The sequence below is a fragment of the Streptomyces lunaelactis genome (assembly GCF_003054555.1).
Lineage (GTDB): Bacteria > Actinomycetota > Actinomycetes > Streptomycetales > Streptomycetaceae > Streptomyces > Streptomyces lunaelactis.
In genome coordinates, this window is the sequence record NZ_CP026304.1 from 2,006,893 (window position 1) to 2,023,842 (window position 16,950).

Annotated in this window: 16 protein-coding genes and 1 pseudogene; 12 read left to right on the forward strand and 5 right to left on the reverse strand. The window is 71.8% G+C overall.

What is annotated here, in order from left to right; translation table 11 throughout:
* Window position 1 precedes the first annotated feature (1 nt).
* Window positions 2-97: pseudogene (locus SLUN_RS41040) on the reverse strand (ZIP family metal transporter); the annotation flags it as partial.
* A 108-nt stretch (window positions 98-205) separates the two neighbouring features.
* Here SLUN_RS41040 and cobM point away from each other — a divergent pair.
* From cobM to cobC, 6 genes are all read left to right on the forward strand, one after another.
* The gene (gene cobM, locus SLUN_RS08980) at window positions 206-1,027 is read left to right on the forward strand and encodes a precorrin-4 C(11)-methyltransferase (protein ID WP_108147987.1); all 822 of its coding nucleotides are present in this window, start codon (window positions 206-208) and stop codon (window positions 1,025-1,027) included.
* On the forward strand, window positions 1,024-2,280 hold the full coding sequence (cbiE, locus tag SLUN_RS08985) for a precorrin-6y C5,15-methyltransferase (decarboxylating) subunit CbiE (RefSeq protein WP_108147988.1): 1,257 nt from the start codon (window positions 1,024-1,026) through the stop codon (window positions 2,278-2,280). The genes cobM and cbiE overlap by 4 nt, the downstream gene beginning before the upstream one ends.
* Window positions 2,277-3,962 (forward strand): precorrin-3B C(17)-methyltransferase, encoded by a 1,686-nt coding sequence (cobJ, locus tag SLUN_RS08990; RefSeq protein ID WP_108147989.1) that lies wholly within the window; start codon window positions 2,277-2,279, stop codon window positions 3,960-3,962. The genes cbiE and cobJ overlap by 4 nt, the downstream gene beginning before the upstream one ends.
* A 205-nt stretch (window positions 3,963-4,167) precedes the next feature.
* A complete protein-coding gene (locus SLUN_RS08995) occupies window positions 4,168-4,752 on the forward strand; it encodes a precorrin-8X methylmutase (RefSeq protein WP_108147990.1) in 585 nt (194 codons plus the stop codon).
* Entirely contained in the window at window positions 4,749-5,672 is a 924-nt protein-coding gene (locus SLUN_RS09000) for a sirohydrochlorin chelatase (protein ID WP_108147991.1), read from the forward strand. The genes SLUN_RS08995 and SLUN_RS09000 overlap by 4 nt, the downstream gene beginning before the upstream one ends.
* Window positions 5,656-6,711, forward strand: coding sequence for an Rv2231c family histidinol phosphate aminotransferase CobC (cobC, locus tag SLUN_RS09005; RefSeq protein WP_108154612.1), 1,056 nt, complete (start codon window positions 5,656-5,658; stop codon window positions 6,709-6,711). The genes SLUN_RS09000 and cobC overlap by 17 nt, the downstream gene beginning before the upstream one ends.
* A 333-nt stretch (window positions 6,712-7,044) precedes the next feature.
* Here the strand turns inward: cobC and SLUN_RS09010 are convergent, their stop codons facing one another.
* Together SLUN_RS09010 and SLUN_RS09015 are read right to left on the reverse strand one after the other, a co-directional pair.
* Window positions 7,045-7,959, reverse strand: a complete 915-nt coding sequence (locus SLUN_RS09010) for an SCO1860 family LAETG-anchored protein (RefSeq protein WP_108147992.1) — start codon at window positions 7,957-7,959, stop codon at window positions 7,045-7,047.
* A 483-nt stretch (window positions 7,960-8,442) separates the two neighbouring features.
* Window positions 8,443-9,528: an amidohydrolase family protein gene (locus SLUN_RS09015; protein WP_108154613.1), complete on the reverse strand. Its 1,086-nt coding sequence runs from the start codon at window positions 9,526-9,528 to the stop codon at window positions 8,443-8,445.
* Window positions 9,529-9,954: 426 nt separating this feature from the next.
* On the opposite strand from SLUN_RS09015, the gene ectA reads away from it, so the two are divergent.
* From ectA to thpD, 4 genes are read left to right on the forward strand one after another with little or no spacing between them, the layout of a single operon-like run.
* Window positions 9,955-10,491: a diaminobutyrate acetyltransferase gene (gene ectA, locus SLUN_RS09020; RefSeq protein ID WP_175314424.1), complete on the forward strand. Its 537-nt coding sequence runs from the start codon at window positions 9,955-9,957 to the stop codon at window positions 10,489-10,491.
* 24 nt (window positions 10,492-10,515) lie between these two features.
* A complete protein-coding gene (gene ectB / locus SLUN_RS09025; protein ID WP_108147993.1) occupies window positions 10,516-11,784 on the forward strand; it encodes a diaminobutyrate--2-oxoglutarate transaminase in 1,269 nt (422 codons plus the stop codon).
* Between the two features lie 29 nt (window positions 11,785-11,813).
* Window positions 11,814-12,218: an ectoine synthase gene (locus SLUN_RS09030; protein ID WP_108147994.1), complete on the forward strand. Its 405-nt coding sequence runs from the start codon at window positions 11,814-11,816 to the stop codon at window positions 12,216-12,218.
* 3 nt (window positions 12,219-12,221) lie between these two features.
* Window positions 12,222-13,118: an ectoine hydroxylase gene (thpD, locus tag SLUN_RS09035; protein ID WP_108147995.1), complete on the forward strand. Its 897-nt coding sequence runs from the start codon at window positions 12,222-12,224 to the stop codon at window positions 13,116-13,118.
* A gap of 56 nt (window positions 13,119-13,174) precedes the next feature.
* Here the strand turns inward: thpD and SLUN_RS09040 are convergent, their stop codons facing one another.
* A complete protein-coding gene (locus tag SLUN_RS09040) occupies window positions 13,175-14,245 on the reverse strand; it encodes an alkene reductase (protein ID WP_108147996.1) in 1,071 nt (356 codons plus the stop codon).
* 134 nt (window positions 14,246-14,379) lie between these two features.
* Between SLUN_RS09040 and SLUN_RS09045 the strand changes: the two genes are divergently transcribed.
* Window positions 14,380-14,952 carry a MarR family winged helix-turn-helix transcriptional regulator gene (locus tag SLUN_RS09045; protein WP_108147997.1) on the forward strand — a complete coding sequence of 191 codons (573 nt, stop codon included), beginning with the start codon at window positions 14,380-14,382 and terminating at the stop codon, window positions 14,950-14,952.
* Window positions 14,953-14,962: 10 nt separating this feature from the next.
* Here the strand turns inward: SLUN_RS09045 and SLUN_RS09050 are convergent, their stop codons facing one another.
* Window positions 14,963-16,009, reverse strand: a complete 1,047-nt coding sequence (locus SLUN_RS09050) for an aminotransferase class V-fold PLP-dependent enzyme (protein WP_108147998.1) — start codon at window positions 16,007-16,009, stop codon at window positions 14,963-14,965.
* A gap of 237 nt (window positions 16,010-16,246) precedes the next feature.
* Here SLUN_RS09050 and SLUN_RS09055 point away from each other — a divergent pair, with 237 nt between their 5' ends.
* On the forward strand, window positions 16,247-16,567 hold the full coding sequence (locus tag SLUN_RS09055) for a hypothetical protein (protein WP_108147999.1): 321 nt from the start codon (window positions 16,247-16,249) through the stop codon (window positions 16,565-16,567).
* Window positions 16,568-16,950 lie beyond the last annotated feature (383 nt).

Consider the following 16,950-nt stretch of genomic DNA (forward strand, 5'->3'; position numbering starts at 1 on the left):
CTCACTCCACGAGGCCGACCACCGGCCGGATGAAGGCCACGCCTCCCACCGTGCACAGCAGGGTGGAGCGGGCGGGGTGGTCGTGGTGCACCTCGGGTTAGGAACGCGCCGAGCGCGACGAACACAGCCATGCGCCCCTGCTGGGCCGTGTCTGACCAATCCCGGATCCTGATCCACCCCGAATGACCCGAGAGGACCCCCGCTCATGGCCGATGCCGCCACCCACGGCAAGGTGACCTTCGTCGGCGCCGGCCCCGGCGCCGCCGATCTGCTGACGTTCCGCGCCGCGCGTGCCATCGCCGACGCCGACATCGTCATCTGGGCGGCGAGCCTGGTGCAGGCCGACGTCCTCGACCACGCCCGCGAGGGCGCCGAGATCCTCGACTCGGCGGCGATGTCGCTCGAGGACGTGGTCGCCGTCTACGAACGGGCCCGCGAGGAGGGCCTGAAGGTCGCCAGGATCCACTCCGGCGACCCGGCCCTGTGGGGCGGCACGCAGGAACAGCTCGACCGGTGCGTGGAGCTGGGCCTCGACGTCGAGATCGTGCCGGGCGTCTCGTCGTTCTCCGCGGTCGCCGCGATCGCGCAGCGCGAGCTGACGATCCCGGAGGTCGCGCAGTCCGTGATCCTGACCCGGCTGGGCGGCGGCAAGACGCCGATGCCGCCGGGCGAGGAGGTACGGGAGTTCGCGCGGCACGGCACGACCATGGCGCTCTTCCTGTCGGCGGCCCGCTCGGGCCAGTTGACGCAGGAGCTGCTGGAGGGCGGCTATCCGACGAGTACGCCGGTGGTCATCGCGTACCAGGCGACCTGGCCCGAGGAGCTGATCCTGCACTGCACGATCGGCACGCTCGAGGAGACCGTCAAGGAGCACAAGCTCTGGAAGCACACGCTGTTCCTGGTCGGTCCGGCGCTGGCGGCGTCGGGAACACGGTCGCATCTGTACCACCCGGGGCACTTCCACGGCTTCCGCAAGGCGGACCCCGAGGCCCGGCGCGCGCTTCGCGCGCAAGGTGGGACGCCGTGATCACGGTCATCGGTACGGGGACGGGGGCGCCCCTGTCCGTACGCGACGGCGCGGCGCTGGCGGCGGCCACGCTCGTGGTGGGCGCCCGGCGGCATCTGGCGTCGGCCGACGTGCCCGCCGCCGCACAGGAGTTGACGCTGGGGCCGCTCGCGCCGGCGCTCGACGTGATCGAGAAGGAGCGGACCCGGGGCGGGGCGCGGGTGGTCGTGCTGGCCTCGGGCGACCCCGGATTCTTCGGGATCGTACGGGCGTTGGCCGAGCGCTTCGGCGCGGACGCGCTGGACGTACGGCCCGGGGCGCCGTCCGTGGCGGTCGCCTTCGCGCGGATCGGGCTGCCCTGGGACGACGCGGTCGTCGTCAGCGCGCACGGCCGTGATCTGCGGACCGCGGTCAATGTGTGCCGGGCGCACCCCAAGACGGCCGTGCTCACCGGCCCCGGCTCGGGTCCTGCGGAGCTGGGCGCCGAGCTGGCCTACCGGGCCACCGAGCGGACGCTGGTGGTGGCGACGGCGCTCGGCGACCCGGAGCACGAGCGGATCGAGCGGATGACGCCCGCGGAGGCGGCGGCGCGGGAGTGGGACGCGGTGAGTGTGGTGCTCTGCCTGGACGAGCGTCGGGCGCTGTCGCCGGCCCAGCGGACGGTGGCAGGGCCGCGGCTGTCGCCGTCCCGATGGGCCCTGGACGAGGGCGAGTTCGAGCACCGCGACTCGATGATCACCAAGTTCGAGGTGCGGGCGCTGGCGCTGGCAAGGCTCGGACCGCGTACCGGCGACCTCGTGTGGGACATCGGCGCGGGGTCCGGTTCGGTGGCGGTGGAGTGTGCGCGGTTCGGTGCGGCGGTGGTCGCCGTGGAGAAGACGCCCGACGGTGTGGAGCGGATCCGCGCGAACGCGGCGGCGCACGGGGTCGACGTACAGGCCGTGCACGGTGCGGCGCCGACGGTGCTGTCCCATCTGGCGGACCCGGACGCGGTGTTCATCGGCGGCGGGGGCGCGGAGCTGCCCGCGATCGTCGCCGCGTGCGCGCGGCGGGCCCGGCGCACGGTGGTCGTCGCGCTGGCGGCGCTGGACCGGGTGCCCTCGGTGCGGTCCGCGCTGGGCGCCGCCGGGTTCGCGTCCGACGGCGTACTGCTGCACTCGTCGCGGCTGGCCCCACTGCCCGGGGACGTGACCCGGCTCGCGGCCGCCAACCCCGTCTTCCTGCTGTGGGGCGACCGTCCCGCGGATTCGGTGAACGAAGGAGCGATTCAGTGATCGGCCTGATCTCCGCGACGGCGGCGGGCGCCGCCGCCCGCGACCGCCTGGCCGCGGCCCGGCCCGGCCGCACCCGGGTGTACGAGGGCCCGGTGCGCGAGTCGGTGGAGCGCGCGTTCGCGGAGTGCGAGCAGCTGGTGTGCTTCCTGGCGACGGGTGCGGTGGTACGGCTGATCGCCCCGCTGCTCGCGGACAAGTCGGCGGACCCGGGTGTGGTGTGCGTGGACGAGGGGCTGCGGTACGCGGTGTCCCTGCTCGGCGGGCACGGCGGCGGCGCGAACGAGCTGGCCGCGGAGGTCGCGGACGTCCTGGGCTGCGCCCCCGTGGTGACGACGGCGACGGACGCGACGGACGTGCCGGGCCTGGACACCCTGGGCCTGCCGGTGGAGGGCGCGGTCGCCGCGGTGTCGCGGGCGATCCTGGACGGCGAGCCGGTGGCGCTGCGGTCGGACGCGGTGTGGCCGCTGCCGCCGCTGCCACCGAATGTGGGCGCCGAGGGCGAGGCCGTCCTCCGGGTGACCGACCGCGTCGTCGAACCCGGCGCGCGGGAGGCGGTGTTGCGGCCCGCGTCGCTCGTCGTCGGGGTCGGGGCCTCCAAGGGCGCTCCCGTCGACGAGGTGCTCGGGCTGATCGAGGAGGCGCTGCGCGAGGCCGGGCTCTCGCCGCTGAGCATCGCCGAGCTGGCGACCGTCGACGCGAAGGCGGCGGAGCCGGGGATCGTGGCGGCGGCGGAGCGGCTCGGGGTGCCGGTGGTCACGTACGCGGCCGGTGAACTGTCCGCGATCGCGGTGCCGAACCCGTCCGGCGCGCCGCTCGCCGCCGTGGGTACGCCCTCCGTCGCGGAGGCCGCGGCGCTCGCGGGCGGGGGTGAACTCCTCGTCCCGAAGCGGAAGTCGAGCCCCGGGGGCCGGGCCGCGATGGCGACCTGCGCGGTCGTACGCAGGGCTCCGCGCGGACGGCTGGCCGTGGTCGGGCTCGGGCCCGGCGCCCGCGACCTGGTCACTCCGCGCGCCACCGAAGAGCTGCGCCGGGCCTCCGTACTGGTCGGGCTCGACCAGTACGTCGACCAGATCCGCGACCTGCTCCGGCCCGGCACGCGGGTGCTCGAATCCGGCCTGGGGGCGGAGGAGGAACGGGCCCGTACCGCCGTCGCCGAGGCCCGCGCCGGTCACGCGGTCGCGCTGATCGGCAGCGGCGACGCGGGCGTGTACGCGATGGCGTCGCCCGCGCTCGCCGAGGCGTCCGACGACATCGACGTGGTGGGGGTGCCGGGGGTGACCGCCGCGCTCGCCGCGGCGGCGATCCTGGGCGCGCCGCTCGGGCACGACCACGTCTCGATCAGCCTCTCGGATCTGCACACGCCGTGGGAGGTCATCGAGCGCCGGGTGCGGGCAGCGGCGGAGGCGGACATCATCGTGACCTTCTACAACCCGCGCAGCCGGGGCCGCGACTGGCAGCTCCCGAAGGCGCTGGTGATCCTCGCCGGGCACCGGGAGGCTTCGACGCCCGTCGGGGTCGTACGCAACGCTTCGCGGGCGGACGAATCCAGCCGCCTGACGACACTGGCGGGACTGGATCCGACGACGGTGGACATGATGACGGTCGTGACGGTCGGCAACACGGCCACGCGGGAAATCGCGGGCCGCATGGTGACGCCACGCGGCTACCGGTGGCAGTCGTGAGGGCAGCGTGTGCCGCGCCCGCGGTGGGGGGTGCGCGGGACCGCGCGCCTGTGCCGCACCCCGGCACCACCGAGGCGCGGCGGCGCCGCGGCCCCGTGGCGCACGCGGGCGACCGCGTCTCCGCTCCCCCGTGGTCCGCGGCCCCCGGCCCCGCTCAACCGCCGGCGAAAGCCGGTACCGCCCGCCGTCACCCCGGAGTCGCCCCGTGACCCGCGTCGTTCACCCCATCGAGCAGGAGTCGTTCCGGCGGCTTCGCTCGCGGCTCGACACCAGCGGTTTTCAGCCACTGACGCGAGCGGTCGTCGAGCGGGTCATTCACTCCGCCGCCGACCTCGAGTACGCCACCGATCTCGTCTGCGACGAGCCCTCGCTCCGCGCCGCGCACGCCGCGCTGCACGCCGGTGCGCCCGTCGTCGCCGATGTCGAGATGGTCGCCGCCGGTATCACCCGGCGCGAGACCGTCTGCCGCCTCAGGGACGCCAGGTCCGGCCCGGGGCTCACCCGTTCCGCGCACGCGGTGCGGCTCGCCCACGAGCAGGTCGGGCCCGGTGCCATCTGGGTCATCGGGTGCGCTCCCACCGCACTCGAGGAGCTCCTCGTCCTCGATGCCGCGCCCGCCCTCGTCATCGGCCTGCCCGTCGGCTTCGTCGGCGCCGCCGAGTCCAAGGCCGCGCTGCGCGCGAGCGGGCTGCCCGCCGTCAGCAACGTGTCCGAGAAGGGGGGCAGTGCCGTCGCCGCCGCCGCCCTCAACGCTCTGCTCTACCACCCCCATATCAAGGAGAACGCGTGACCACCCCGCCCGCACTGCTGATCGCCGGCCACGGCACCCGTGACGAAGCCGGGGCCGAGGCCTTCCGGGACTTCGTAGGGGAGCTGGGGCGGCGCCATCCCGAACTCCCCGTCGCCGGCGGCTTCATCGAGCTGTCCCCGCCGCCGCTCGGCGACGCCGTCACCGAGCTCGTCGAGCAGGGCGTGAACCGCTTCGCCGCGGTGCCGCTGATGCTGGTCTCGGCCGGGCACGCCAAGGGCGACATCCCCGCGGCCCTCGCCCGTGAGCGGGAGCGGCATCCGGGGATCTCGTACGCCTACGGGCGTCCCCTCGGCCCGCACCCTTCGCTGCTGAAGGTGCTGGAGCGGCGGCTGGACGAGGCGCTGGGCACGGCTGCCCGTACGCCCGCCGACCGCGCCGATGTGACCGTGCTGCTGGTGGGCCGCGGTTCGACCGACCCGGACGCCAACGCCGAGGTGCTCAAGGCGGCCAGGCTGCTGTGGGAGGGACGCGGTTACGCGGGCGTGGAGACCGCGTTCGTCTCGCTCGCCGCTCCCGATGTGCCGAGCGGTCTCGACCGGTGCGTGCAACTGGGCGCGCGCCGGATCGTCGTGCTCCCGTACTTCCTCTTCACCGGCATCCTGCCGGAGCGCGTCCGCCTGCAGACGCAGGGCTGGGCGGCGGCCCACCCCGAGGTGGACGTGGTCTCGGCCGATGTGATCGGCCCCACCGAGGAGTTGCTGGACCTGGTCATGGAGCGCTACCGGGAGGCCGTCGCCGGCGACATCCGGATGAACTGCGACTCCTGCGTGTACCGGATCGCGCTGCCCGGCTTCGAGGACAAGGTGGGTCTGCCGCAGCAGCCCCACTTCCACCCCGATGACGACGGGCACCACCACGGCCACGGGCATCACCATGGCAGTCATGCGCACGCACACTGACGCACACGATCTGCGCCACCACGGTGACGCCGAGGTGCGGGACGCGCATCTCACGGACCTCGCGGTCAATGTCCGGACCGGGACTCCCCCGGACTGGCTGCGCGAGCGAATCGCGGACTCACTCAAGGCCCTGGCCGCGTATCCGGACGGGCGGGCGGCGCGTGCGGCGGTCGCGCGGCGGCACGGGGTGCCGGTGGAGCGGGTGCTGCTGACGGCGGGCGCGGCCGAGGCTTTCGTCCTGCTCGCCCGCGCCCTGACGGTACGTCATCCCCTGGTCGTGCACCCGCAGTTCACGGAGCCGGAGGCGGCGTTGCGGGACGCCGGACACGAGGTGGCGCGGGTGCTGCTGCGGGAGGCGGACGGTTTCCGCCTCGATCCGGCGGCCGTCCCCGACGCGGCGGACCTGGTGATGATCGGCAACCCGACGAACCCGACATCCGTGCTGCATCCGGCCGCCGACATCGCCTCACTCGCCCGGCCCGGCCGGGTGCTGGTGGTGGACGAGGCCTTTATGGACGCGGTGCCCGGCGAGTCCGAGGCGCTGGCGGGCCGGACCGATGTCCCGGGTCTGGTGGTGCTGCGCAGCCTCACCAAGACCTGGGGCCTCGCTGGCCTGCGTATCGGCTATGTGCTCGCCGAGCCGGAGACGATCGTGGCGCTGGAGCGGGCCCAGCCGCTGTGGCCGGTCGCGACGCCCGCGCTGGCGGCGGCCGAGGCGTGCATGGAGCCGGCCGCGCTCAAGGAGGCCTCGCTGGCCGCCTGCGGAATCGCGAGGGAGCGGGCGCATCTGCTGGCGGGGCTCGCGGAGTTCGACGAGGTACGGGTGGTGGAGGCGGCGGAGGCCCCCTTCGTCCTCCTGCATGTCCGGCGCGGCGCCGAGGTGCGCGAGCGGCTGCGCGGGCTCGGCTTCGCGGCCAGACGCGGGGACACCTTCCCGGGACTCGGCCCCGACTGGCTGCGGCTGGCGGTACGGGACCGTGCGACGACCAACCGCTTTCTGCAGGCGCTCGACCAGGCGCTGACGATGGTGGGCGACTAGGGCGTGTTTTAGAAGTAGCGCCGTCCGCCCGGAGGGCGGGCCCTGCGGCGTCTGGTGCGTGCAATCGCAAGGCGGAGGATCGCCCTCGTACTGGATGTACTTGGGCGACTCCGACAACATCGCGAGTGCGCGTGCCAGGCGCCGCGGGGCAGGCGGGACTTCTAAAACACGCCCTAGGGGCGTACTGCTGGGGGCTTCGCCCCCAGACCCCCAGTCCTCAATCGCCGGACGGGCTGGACCTTCCAGCCCCGCTGGGGGTCCCCCCACGCCCGCAGGGCGTAGGGGGAGATTGAGGCGCGGGGTTCGGGGCGGAGCCCCGCCAAGGGCCCGGGGTCAGTCCCGCGCGCGGCTGCGAGCCAGGAGGAGCCCCCGGCCACCGACCGCGAGCAACAGGATCGCGCCGCACGCGATGTACGGCGTCGCCCCACTGCCACCCGTCTCCGCGAGGTTCTCCGTAGCCGGGTCCTCGCCGGACTGCGCCTGCATTCCGGCGCTCGGCTTCGCCGACGGCTTCTGCTCCGCGGGCTCCTCCTGCTTCGCGGGCGCCTCCGGCGACTCGCACTTCGCCTCGGCCAGAGTGACCGTGCCGGTGACCTCCGCGACGTTCAGCTTGAGCGGGTTCACCGAAACCTTCAGCGACAGCGCGGTGGCCGCCGCCGTGCGCGACGTGGTGTGCGTCTTCGACAGATCGAGCGTCACCTCGCCGATCCCCGGCACCTCGACCCGGCTGGTGCCGCCGGTGGTGAGCGTGACCTTCTTGCCGAGCACGGTCACATGGCCGAGCAGACTGGACTCGGCGACCGGCTGCTTGCCCGCCTCGCAGACGGCCTTCGACGTGACCTTCTCGACCTCGACGAGCGAGAGCAGCGGCAGTCCGGGCACATGCAGCCCGGCGCGGGCGAGGTTGGTGTGGCCCTCGGCCTTGTGCCGGTCGACGGTGGCCTTCGCTGTGGCGACGTCCGCGCGCAGCACCTGGAAGGGCCTGCCCCCGTCGACCCCGTCCAACTGCACGGTCAGCGCGGTCTTCTCGGCACTGGCGGGCGCCTGCACCTCGTTGAGCGTGGCCGCCAGCGGGACGTTGACGGTCTTGTTGAGCAGGGACACATCGAGGCCGGTACGGAGCACGACCGCGCTCGCCCGGCCACCCTCGCCGCCGCCCCCTGTGGCATGCGCCGGAGCCGCGGCGAGGACGGCGACGGGCGCCGTGGCGAGGAGCGCGGCGGCAGCGCGGAACGTGTTGCTGTTCAAGGTGGTGGAACCCCCACAAGAGACATGGCGTCGCCCGCCGCCCCACGGGGACACGTGGTCGGCGGCGACTGAGACACCGGAATCTTTACGCACGGAGAGTGAACCGGCAGACACCTGGCGTGAGTTCACCCTAAAGTGGGGTTTCCGTGCTCGCATTCGATTCATGAGGTGCGGGCGTTCCCCTCAGCCGCGCGTGTCGCGACGAACGGGCAGTGCGCCGGTCGACTGCGGCGGCTCGCGCGTGAAGTGCTTCAACGAGCCGGACAACGAGCAGGTCACGCTCGGTCAACACGGCGCCCGCACCTAGGGCCTCTCGTTTGGATCTTGCCGGGCTCGCGTGCCCTGGCACGCACGCTCGCCGCGTTGTCGTCGGTCGGCATGGCTCCGCCATGCCTCCCTCCTCCGCCTTGCGATCGCACGCACCAGACCCCGCTCACTCATCCGGCCTGATCCAAACGAAAGACCCTAGACGTCGGTGCCGCGTCAGCCGATCACCCGCCCGTTGAGGATCACCCGCCGCGGCGCGGCCAGCGCCCTGACGTCCGCCCGCGGATCCTCGTCGTACACCACCAGGTCCGCCGGAGCGCCCTCCTCCAGCACCGGGCGGCCCAGCCACTCCCTCGCCCCCCAGGCCGTCGCCGACAGCGCCTGGACGGGCGGGATGCCCGCCTTCACCAGCTCCACCACCTCCGCGGCCACCAGGCCGTGCGCCAGCGAGCCGCCCGCGTCCGTGCCGACGAAGACCGGCACACCCGCGTCGTACGCCGCGCGCACCGTGTCGTAGCGGCGCTCGTACAGCCGGCGCATATGGGCGGACCACTGGGGGAACTTGGCTTCGCCGCCCGCCGCGAGGTCCGGGAAGGTCGCGATGTTGACCAGCGTCGGGACGATCGCGACGCCGCGCTCGGCGAACAGCGGGATGGTGTCCTCGGTGAGCCCCGTGGCGTGCTCGATGCAGTCGATGCCCGCCTCGACCAGGTCCCGGAGCGCGACCTCGGCGAAGCAGTGCGCGGTGACCCGCGCGCCGAGCCGGTGTGCCTCGGCGATCGCCGCCGCGACCTCGCCGCGTGGCCAGCAGGCGGTCAGATCCCCCGCGTCCCGGTCGATCCAGTCCCCGACGAGCTTGACCCAGCCGTCGCCGCGCCGGGCCTCCCGGGCGACATACGCGACGAGGTCGTCCGGCTCGATCTCATGGGCGAAGTTGCGGATGTAGCGGCGGGTGCGGGCGATGTGCCGGCCCGCTCTGATGATCTTCGGCAGATCCTCGCGCTCGTCGATCCAGCGGGTGTCCGACGGCGATCCCGCGTCGCGGATGAGCAGCGTGCCCGCGTCCCGGTCGGTGAGCGCCTGCTTCTCGCTGGTCGCCTCGTCGACGGCGCCGTGGTGGTCGAGCCCGACATGGCAGTGCGCGTCGACGAGCCCCGGGAGCGCCCAGCCCCGGACGGTGACGGCCTCGGCGCGGGGCCGATCGTAGGAGATCCGGCCGTCCACCACCCACAGCTCGTCCCTCGCCTCCTCGGGCCCGACGAGCACCCGCCCCTTCACGTGCAGCACCGTGTGATCGCTCATGAACAGCACTGTACGAGGGCCCGGGTACGGCCGGAGTCGGCGCTTCCCCGCTGGTCGTATCGGCAGAGTGAGCGCAGTCACGACGAACAGCATTTCTCCGGACACTAAATTCTGCGTTAATTGAAATAGACGGGAAGCTGCTTTATTCCAGGCAGCTTCCCGTATTCGTCTGCCCCCGTTCCGCGATCCTAAACGCCAAGGTTTCGATAGGATCGAACGACGTAATTCGGACGGGTCTCACGGGAGTTACAGCCGTGTGACCGACTCCACATCGCGTCCGATTCGTGCTTTAAATCCGGCACAAAAGCCATCAAAATGCCCTCGCGTTGAGTTGAGGCACGCGCCCGCGCGATAACACAAGGGGACACTCCACCCAACCCCTTCCCTCGATGCATTTTCTGAATTTGCTCGGTAAATTTCCTCGGCATGACAGCCGCACAAGAACACCTTGTACGAGCCAGCACCCCGAGCGAATTTCTGGAGATCGACACCCCACGAGTGGAGGACGGAGCCGCGATCTGGCGCATCGCCCGTGACTCCGAGGTCCTGGACCTCAACTCCTCGTACAGCTATCTGCTGTGGTGTCGCGACTTCGCCGCCACCTCCGTGGTGGCGCGCGGCTGTGACGGTGAGCCCATCGCCTTCGTCACCGGCTACGTACGTCCCGACCGCCCCGAGGCACTCGTCGTCTGGCAGGTCGCCGTCGACCACGCCCACCGCGGCCGGGGACTCGCCGGCGTACTGCTGGACGCGCTGACCGCCAGGGTCACCGACGGCCGCGGGATCCGGGAGATCGAGACCACCATCACCCCGGACAACACCGCATCCGACCGGCTGTTCACCTCGTACGCCCAGCGCCACGGCGCACGCGTGGAGCGTGAAGTCCTCTTCGACGGCGGGCTGTTCCCCGAGGGAACGCACCAGCCGGAAGTGCTCTACCGCATCAGCCCCCTCTCCGCCTGAACCCCCCCACCTCTGGAGACTGCTGTGACCATCACCCCGCCCGCCCTGAGTGTCTTCGAGACCCTGGAGTCGGAGGTGCGCAGCTACTGCCGCAGTTGGCCCGCCGTGTTCGACCGCGCGCAGGGCAGCTACCTCCACGACGAGGACGGCCACACCTACCTCGACTTCTTCGCCGGCGCAGGATCGCTCAACTACGGGCACAACAACCCGGTGCTGAAACGCGCGCTGATCGACTACATCGAGCGCGACGGCATCACGCACGGCCTCGACATGGCCACCACGGCCAAGCGCGCCTTCCTCGAGTCGTTCGAGAATGTGATCCTGCGGCCGCGCGACCTTCCGTACAAGGTCATGTTCCCCGGCCCGACCGGCACCAACGCCGTCGAGTCGGCGCTGAAGCTGGCCCGCAAGGTGAAGGGGCGCGAGTCCGTCGTCTCGTTCACCAACGCCTTCCACGGCATGTCGCTGGGCTCGCTCGCCGTCACCGGCAACGCCTTCAAGCGGGCCGGCGCCGGAATCCCGCTGGTGCACGGCACGCCGATGCCGTTCGACAACTACTTCGACGGCCAGGTCCCTGACTTCATCTGGTTCGAGCGACTGCTCCAGGACCAGGGCTCCGGGCTCAACAAGCCCGCGGCCGTCATCGTCGAGACGGTGCAGGGCGAGGGCGGTATCAACGTCGCCCGCGCCGAGTGGCTGCGCGCGCTGCAGGACCTGTGCCACCGCCAGGACATGCTGCTGATCGTCGACGACATCCAGATGGGCTGCGGCCGTACCGGCGGCTTCTTCTCCTTCGAGGAGGCCGGCATCACGCCGGACATCGTCACGCTGTCGAAGTCCATCAGCGGCTACGGACTGCCCATGTCCCTCTGCCTGTTCAAGCCGGAGCTGGACATCTGGGAGCCGGGCGAGCACAACGGCACCTTCCGCGGCAACAACCCGGCGTTCGTCACCGCGGCCGCCGCCCTCAACACCTACTGGGCCGACGGCCAGATGGAGAAGCAGACCCTGGCGCGCGGCGAGCAGATCGAGCGTGCGCTGCTGGCCATCGTCGACGAGAACGACGGCGCCGGTGTGAGCTTCCGTGGCCGCGGTCTGGTGTGGGGCCTGGAGTTCGAGGACAAGCCGCGCGCCTCGGCCATCTGCGCCCGCGCCTTCGAACTGGGGCTGCTGCTCGAGACCTCGGGCCCGGAGGGCGAAGTGGTGAAACTGCTGCCCGCGCTCACCGTCTCTCCCGAAGAGCTGGACGAGGGCCTGCGCATTCTGGCCCGCTCCGTCCGCGAGACCGCCTGACACCCGTACGAGAAAGGCACCGACGCACCGTGATCGTCCGATCGTTCAAGGACATCGAGAACACCGACCGCCATGTGAGGGCCGCGTCCGGCACCTGGGAGAGCAAGCGCATCGTGCTCGCCAAGGAGCGGGTCGGCTTCTCGCTCCACGAGACCGTGCTCTACGCGGGCACGGAGACGTCGATGTGGTACGCGAACCACATCGAGGCCGTGCTCTGCGTGGAGGGCGAGGCCGAGCTCACCGACGACGAGACCGGCGAGACCCACTGGATCGAGCCCGGCACGATGTATCTGCTGGACGGCCATGAGCGTCACACCATGCGCCCCAAGACCGACTTCCGCTGTGTCTGCGTCTTCAACCCGCCCGTCACCGGACGGGAGGACCACGACGAGAACGGCGTCTACCCGCTGCTGACCGAGTCCGAGGAGGGCTGAAAGATGACCACCGCCCCTGTACGCGCCGACCTGTACCCGACCCGTGGCGTGGGCGAGGTGACGACCACGCGCCAGGACCCGGTCGTCTGGTCCTCGCCCGGCGCTCCGGGGCCGATCGTCCCGTCCGAGCTGATGGGCTTCGAGCGGGACGGCTTCCTGACCGTCGACGAGCTGATCTCGCAGGACGACGTCGCGCTCTGCCGCTCGGAGTTGGACCGGCTGATCGCCGATCCGGCGGTACGGGCCGATGAGCGCTCGATCATCGAGCCGAAGTCGGGGGACGTGCGCTCGGTGTTCGAGGTGCACAGGCTCAGCGAGGTCTTCGCCCAGCTGGTGCGCGACGAGCGGGTGGTGGGCAGGGCCCGGCAGATCCTCGGCTCCGATGTGTACGTCCACCAGTCCCGTATCAATGTGAAGCCGGGGTTCGGCGCCTCGGGCTTCTACTGGCACTCGGACTTCGAGACCTGGCACGCCGAGGACGGGCTGCCGAACATGCGCACCGTCTCCGTCTCGATCGCGCTGACCGAGAACCGGGACACCAACGGCGGCCTGATGATCATGCCCGGCTCGCACCGGACGTTCCTGGGCTGCGCGGGCGAGACGCCGAAGGACAACTACAAGAGGTCGCTGCAGATGCAGGACGCCGGAACGCCGTCGCACGAGGCGCTGACCCGGTACGCGGACCGGCACGGCATCCGGCTCTTCACCGGTCCGGCGGGGTCGGCGACCTGGTTCGACTGCAACTGCATGCACGGCTCCGGGGACAACATCACCCCGTACCCGCGCAGCAATGTCTTCATCGTGTTCAACAGCGTGGAGAACGCGGCGGTGAAGCCGTTCGCGGCGCCGGTGCCGCGCCCGGCCTTCATCGGCGCGCGGGACTTCACACCCGTACGGTGAGACCGGCGTGACCGGTGGGGGCCCCTTCGCGAAGGGGCCCCCACCGGTCAACTGCGTCACAGGGCCGGGTAGTCGGTGTAGCCCTTGTCGTCACCGCCGAAGTAGGAGGCGGTGTCGGGGGTGTTGTACGGGCCTTCGGTCCTGAGCCTGACCGGCAGGTCCGGGTTGGCCAGGAACAGCGCGCCGAAGGCGAGGATGTCCGCGCTGCCCTCCTCGATCAGCCCCAGCGCCCCGTGGTCGGTCGGGCCCTCGGTCGCCGGGTTGAGGATGAAGGTGCCGCTGAACTGCTTGCGCAGCCCGAGCGTGATCTCCCGGAACCCCGGCATCATCTCGACGACGTGCAGATAGCCGAGGCCGAGCGGCTCCAGCTCGTTGATCAGCGCGGGGTAGACCGCCTCCGGGTCGGTCTCCTTGATGTCGTTGTACACGTTGCCGGGCGAGACCCGCAGTCCGGTCCGCTCCGCGCCGATCGCCTCGGCCACGGCCTTGGTGACCTCGACGGCGAAGCGGATGCGGTTCTCGACGCTGCCGCCCCACTCGTCGGTGCGCAGGTTGGTGTTGGGCGCCAGGAACTGGTGGATGAGGTAGCCGTTGGCGCCGTGCAGCTCGACGCCGTCGAAGCCGGCCGCGATGGCGTTACGGGACGCCTCGACGAACTCGCCGATGATGGGGCGCACCTCGTCGCCCGACAGCTCGCGCGGGGCGATGAAGTCCTTGGGCCCCTCGTGCGTGTAGAGCTGGCCCTCGGCTGCGACGGCGGACGGGGCCACGCTCACCAGCTCCCGCTCCGGCCAGAGCACCGGGTGACCGATGCGTCCGGCGTGCATGATCTGGGCGAAGATCTTCCCGCCCTCGGCGTGCACGGCGTCGGTGACCTTGCGCCACGCGGCCACCTGCTCGGCGCTGTGCAGGCCCGGGGTGTTCGGGTAGCCCTGGCCGACGACCGAGGGCTGGATGCCCTCGGTGATGATCAGGCCGGCCGAGGCGCGCTGGCTGTAGTACTCGACGGTGGAGTCGGTGACGGTGAGCCCTTCGCCGTGCGCCCGGCTACGGGTCATGGGCGCCATGGCGATCCGGTTGCCCAGCCGGGTGCCGGACAGGTCGATCGGGTCGAAGGCGGTGGTCATGGAAGCTCCCAAGAAGTATGTGGTCGGCCAATCAAATCTGCGGCGAGCGCCACTGTAGCGTATTACTTGGTCGACCAAGGTAATCCTGTGCGAGTACTCTCAGTACCTGAGCCAGGAGGTCCGAGGAGGCCACGATGTCCGCCACGTCCCCGGTGCAGGCCGACCCCGTCCGTACCGACGCGCGGCCGAACGCCGCGTGCCCCGACGAGCTGCCCATCGCCGCCCGCGGCGGTCCGGTCAGCCACGCCATCTCCCGCGTCGCCCGGCTCCATCGCATCGCCGCCGGCAAGCTGCTCAAGCGGCTCGGCCTCTACCCCGGCCAGGAGTTCGTGATGATGCGGCTGTGGGACGCGGGCCCCGTACGGCAGTCGGAGCTCATCAAGGCCGTCGACCTCGACCCGTCGACCGTCACCAAGATGCTCCAGCGGCTCGAACAGACCGGGCATGTACGCCGCTGCCAGGACCCGGACGACCGGCGCGCGGTGCTCGTCGAGGCCACGGACAACAGCTGCGCCCTGCTCGCCGATGTGACGGACGCCTGGGGCGATCTGGAGGCGTACACGCTCGCCGGGCTCGACGCGGACGAGCGCCGTGAGCTGACCCGGCTGCTCGCCAAGGTCGAGGAGAACCTCTGCACGGCGGCCGAGGAGTGCCCCGACCGCAGGGCCGAGCTCCGGGGCGGGCGGGACGCGCAGCCGGGCGTTTGATCCGCTCCGGTCAGACCGACAGGACGTCCAGCACCCGCTCCACATCGGCGGAGCAGTTGTACAGGTGGAAGGCCACCCTCAGATGGCCCGCCCGGTCCGCGACGAGGATGCCCGCGCGAGCCAGCTCCGCGACGCGGTGCCCGAGCCCGGGGACGGCGACGATGCCGGACTCGCCGGGCACCGCCTGGTGCCCCAGCTCCGTCAGACCGGCCCGGAAGAGCCGGGCGAGCGCCGTGTTGTGGGCGTGCACGGCGTCGATGCCGATCTCCTCCAGCAGCGCCAGTGACTGCTTCGCCCCGTGGTACGAGAGAAAGGCCGGCGGCTCGTCGAACCGGCGGGCCGACAGCGCCAGCTCCTCGACCGGCCCGTAGGTGGTCCCCCACAGCTCCTCACCGGCGAAGGTCCCGGCGTGGATCGGCAGCAGGGACTGCTGCGCCTCCTCGGTCACGGTGAGGAAGGACGCGCCGCGCGGGCAGAGCAGGAATTTGAAGCCGCCGGTGACGGTGTAGTCCCACGCGCCCGCGTCCAGCGGCAGCCAGCCCGCCGACTGGCTGGCGTCGACGAGCGTACGGGCGCCGTGCGCGGCCGCGGCGGCGCGTACCGCCGGCAGATCGGCGATCCGGCCGTCGGCGGACTGCACCGACGAGAAGGCCACCAGCGCGGTGCCGGGACGTACCGCGTCGGCGAGGCCGTCGAGCGGTGCGTAGCGCAGCTTGAGATCCGCGCGCACCGTGAAGGGCGTGATGACCGAGGCGTACTCGCCCTCGGGGAAGAGGACTTCCGCGCCGGTCGGCAGCGAGGCGGCGATCAGTCCGACGTGCACCGAGACCGAGCCGCCGACCGCCACCCGTTCCTCGTCCACGCCGGCGAGCCGTGCGAAGGACTGCCGGGCGGCGGTCACCTCCGAGAAGTCACCGGCCCCGCCCGGCCGCCCCGCGGCGAGCTCCTCGGCCAGCGCGGTCACCGCCGCGACGGTCCGGCGGGGCAGCAGCCCGCAGGTGGAGGTGTTCAGATACGTCGTGTCCGGCGCGAACTCGGCGCCGCCCAGGGTCTCCATGTGATCACCCTGCGGCCCCCTCAACGCCTGGTCAATCGCGAATTGTTGAGGGGTGCCTCTCAGCAGGGCTTCCACATGGCCGCCGACCTGTCCGATCGGCAGTGATCAGCGCTGCGGGACCTCGCAGGAGCCGTCGGCCGTATGGGCGGTAAGCGCGGGCCGTCCGGTGGAGGCAACCCGGCGGGTGGGCCGCGCGTCCTTTCCGGAGGGCAGTTCCTGACAAGGGAGGCAGCGGGAATGACAGAGCGGGCCGTCGAAGAGGCACAGGCTGTCGGGGAAGTGGAGCGGGCGCCGAAGGAGACCGTGGTCGCGGACAGCCTGCCGGCGCTGGTGCTGCTGGTGCCCGCGATGATGCTGCTGCGGTACCTCGGGGAGCACGGCTGGGCGTACTGGACGGCCGCGGTGCTCGGGGGTCTCGGGATGCTCGCCGCCGTGTTCGCGATCGTCGCCTCGGTGCGGAACCTGATCCGGGGGCGCCGGCGGCTGGTTTCGGGCTACATCAGCGCCCTGCTCCTGGGCGCCTGCTTCGTCCTCGTGGCCCGGCTCGTCGAGAACTGAAGGGCGCGCAGCCGGGTCGGGCCAGGACGGCAGGCGCAGCGCGTCCGCACGGGCCGCCGGTGTGAGGTGCGGCACGAACCCGGTCCATGCGTTGGGTCCAGCTTCCGGCTGACGGTGTTGACCGGGTCCCGGTTCTCCGGGACCCGGCGGGCGCCGGTTCTCCGGGACCCGGCGGGCGTGGAGTCGGGGCGCGGAGACACGCAGATTTGTCACTGACCGAGATCGGGCTCGCGACGGACATGCTGTCGTCTGATCTCGCTCAACGCCCCGAATCCCCAGACCACATACCTGGTCGCAGAGGCATCGGTGTTCCCGGCCGACCTTGACACCAGAGGCGTTCGCATTGGCCGTCCGCCCTGGCCGATTGCGCCTCGGCGGGGCGG

Bases quoted from the DNA above. Each gene is read 5' to 3' on its own strand.
- SLUN_RS09040 (WP_108147996.1), bottom strand. From the start codon at position 14,245: ATGACCACCGCCTTCGACCCGATCGACCTGTCCGGCACCCGGCTGGGC.
- thpD (WP_108147995.1), top strand. From the start codon at position 12,222: ATGACCACCGCCCCTGTACGCGCCGACCTGTACCCGACCCGTGGCGTG.
- cobC (WP_108154612.1), top strand. From the start codon at position 5,656: ATGCGCACGCACACTGACGCACACGATCTGCGCCACCACGGTGACGCC.
- SLUN_RS09045 (WP_108147997.1), top strand. From the start codon at position 14,380: ATGTCCGCCACGTCCCCGGTGCAGGCCGACCCCGTCCGTACCGACGCG.
- cobM (WP_108147987.1), top strand. From the start codon at position 206: ATGGCCGATGCCGCCACCCACGGCAAGGTGACCTTCGTCGGCGCCGGC.
- SLUN_RS09055 (WP_108147999.1), top strand. From the start codon at position 16,247: ATGACAGAGCGGGCCGTCGAAGAGGCACAGGCTGTCGGGGAAGTGGAG.
- SLUN_RS09015 (WP_108154613.1), bottom strand. From the start codon at position 9,528: ATGAGCGATCACACGGTGCTGCACGTGAAGGGGCGGGTGCTCGTCGGG.
- SLUN_RS09050 (WP_108147998.1), bottom strand. From the start codon at position 16,009: ATGGAGACCCTGGGCGGCGCCGAGTTCGCGCCGGACACGACGTATCTG.
- ectA (WP_175314424.1), top strand. From the start codon at position 9,955: ATGACAGCCGCACAAGAACACCTTGTACGAGCCAGCACCCCGAGCGAA.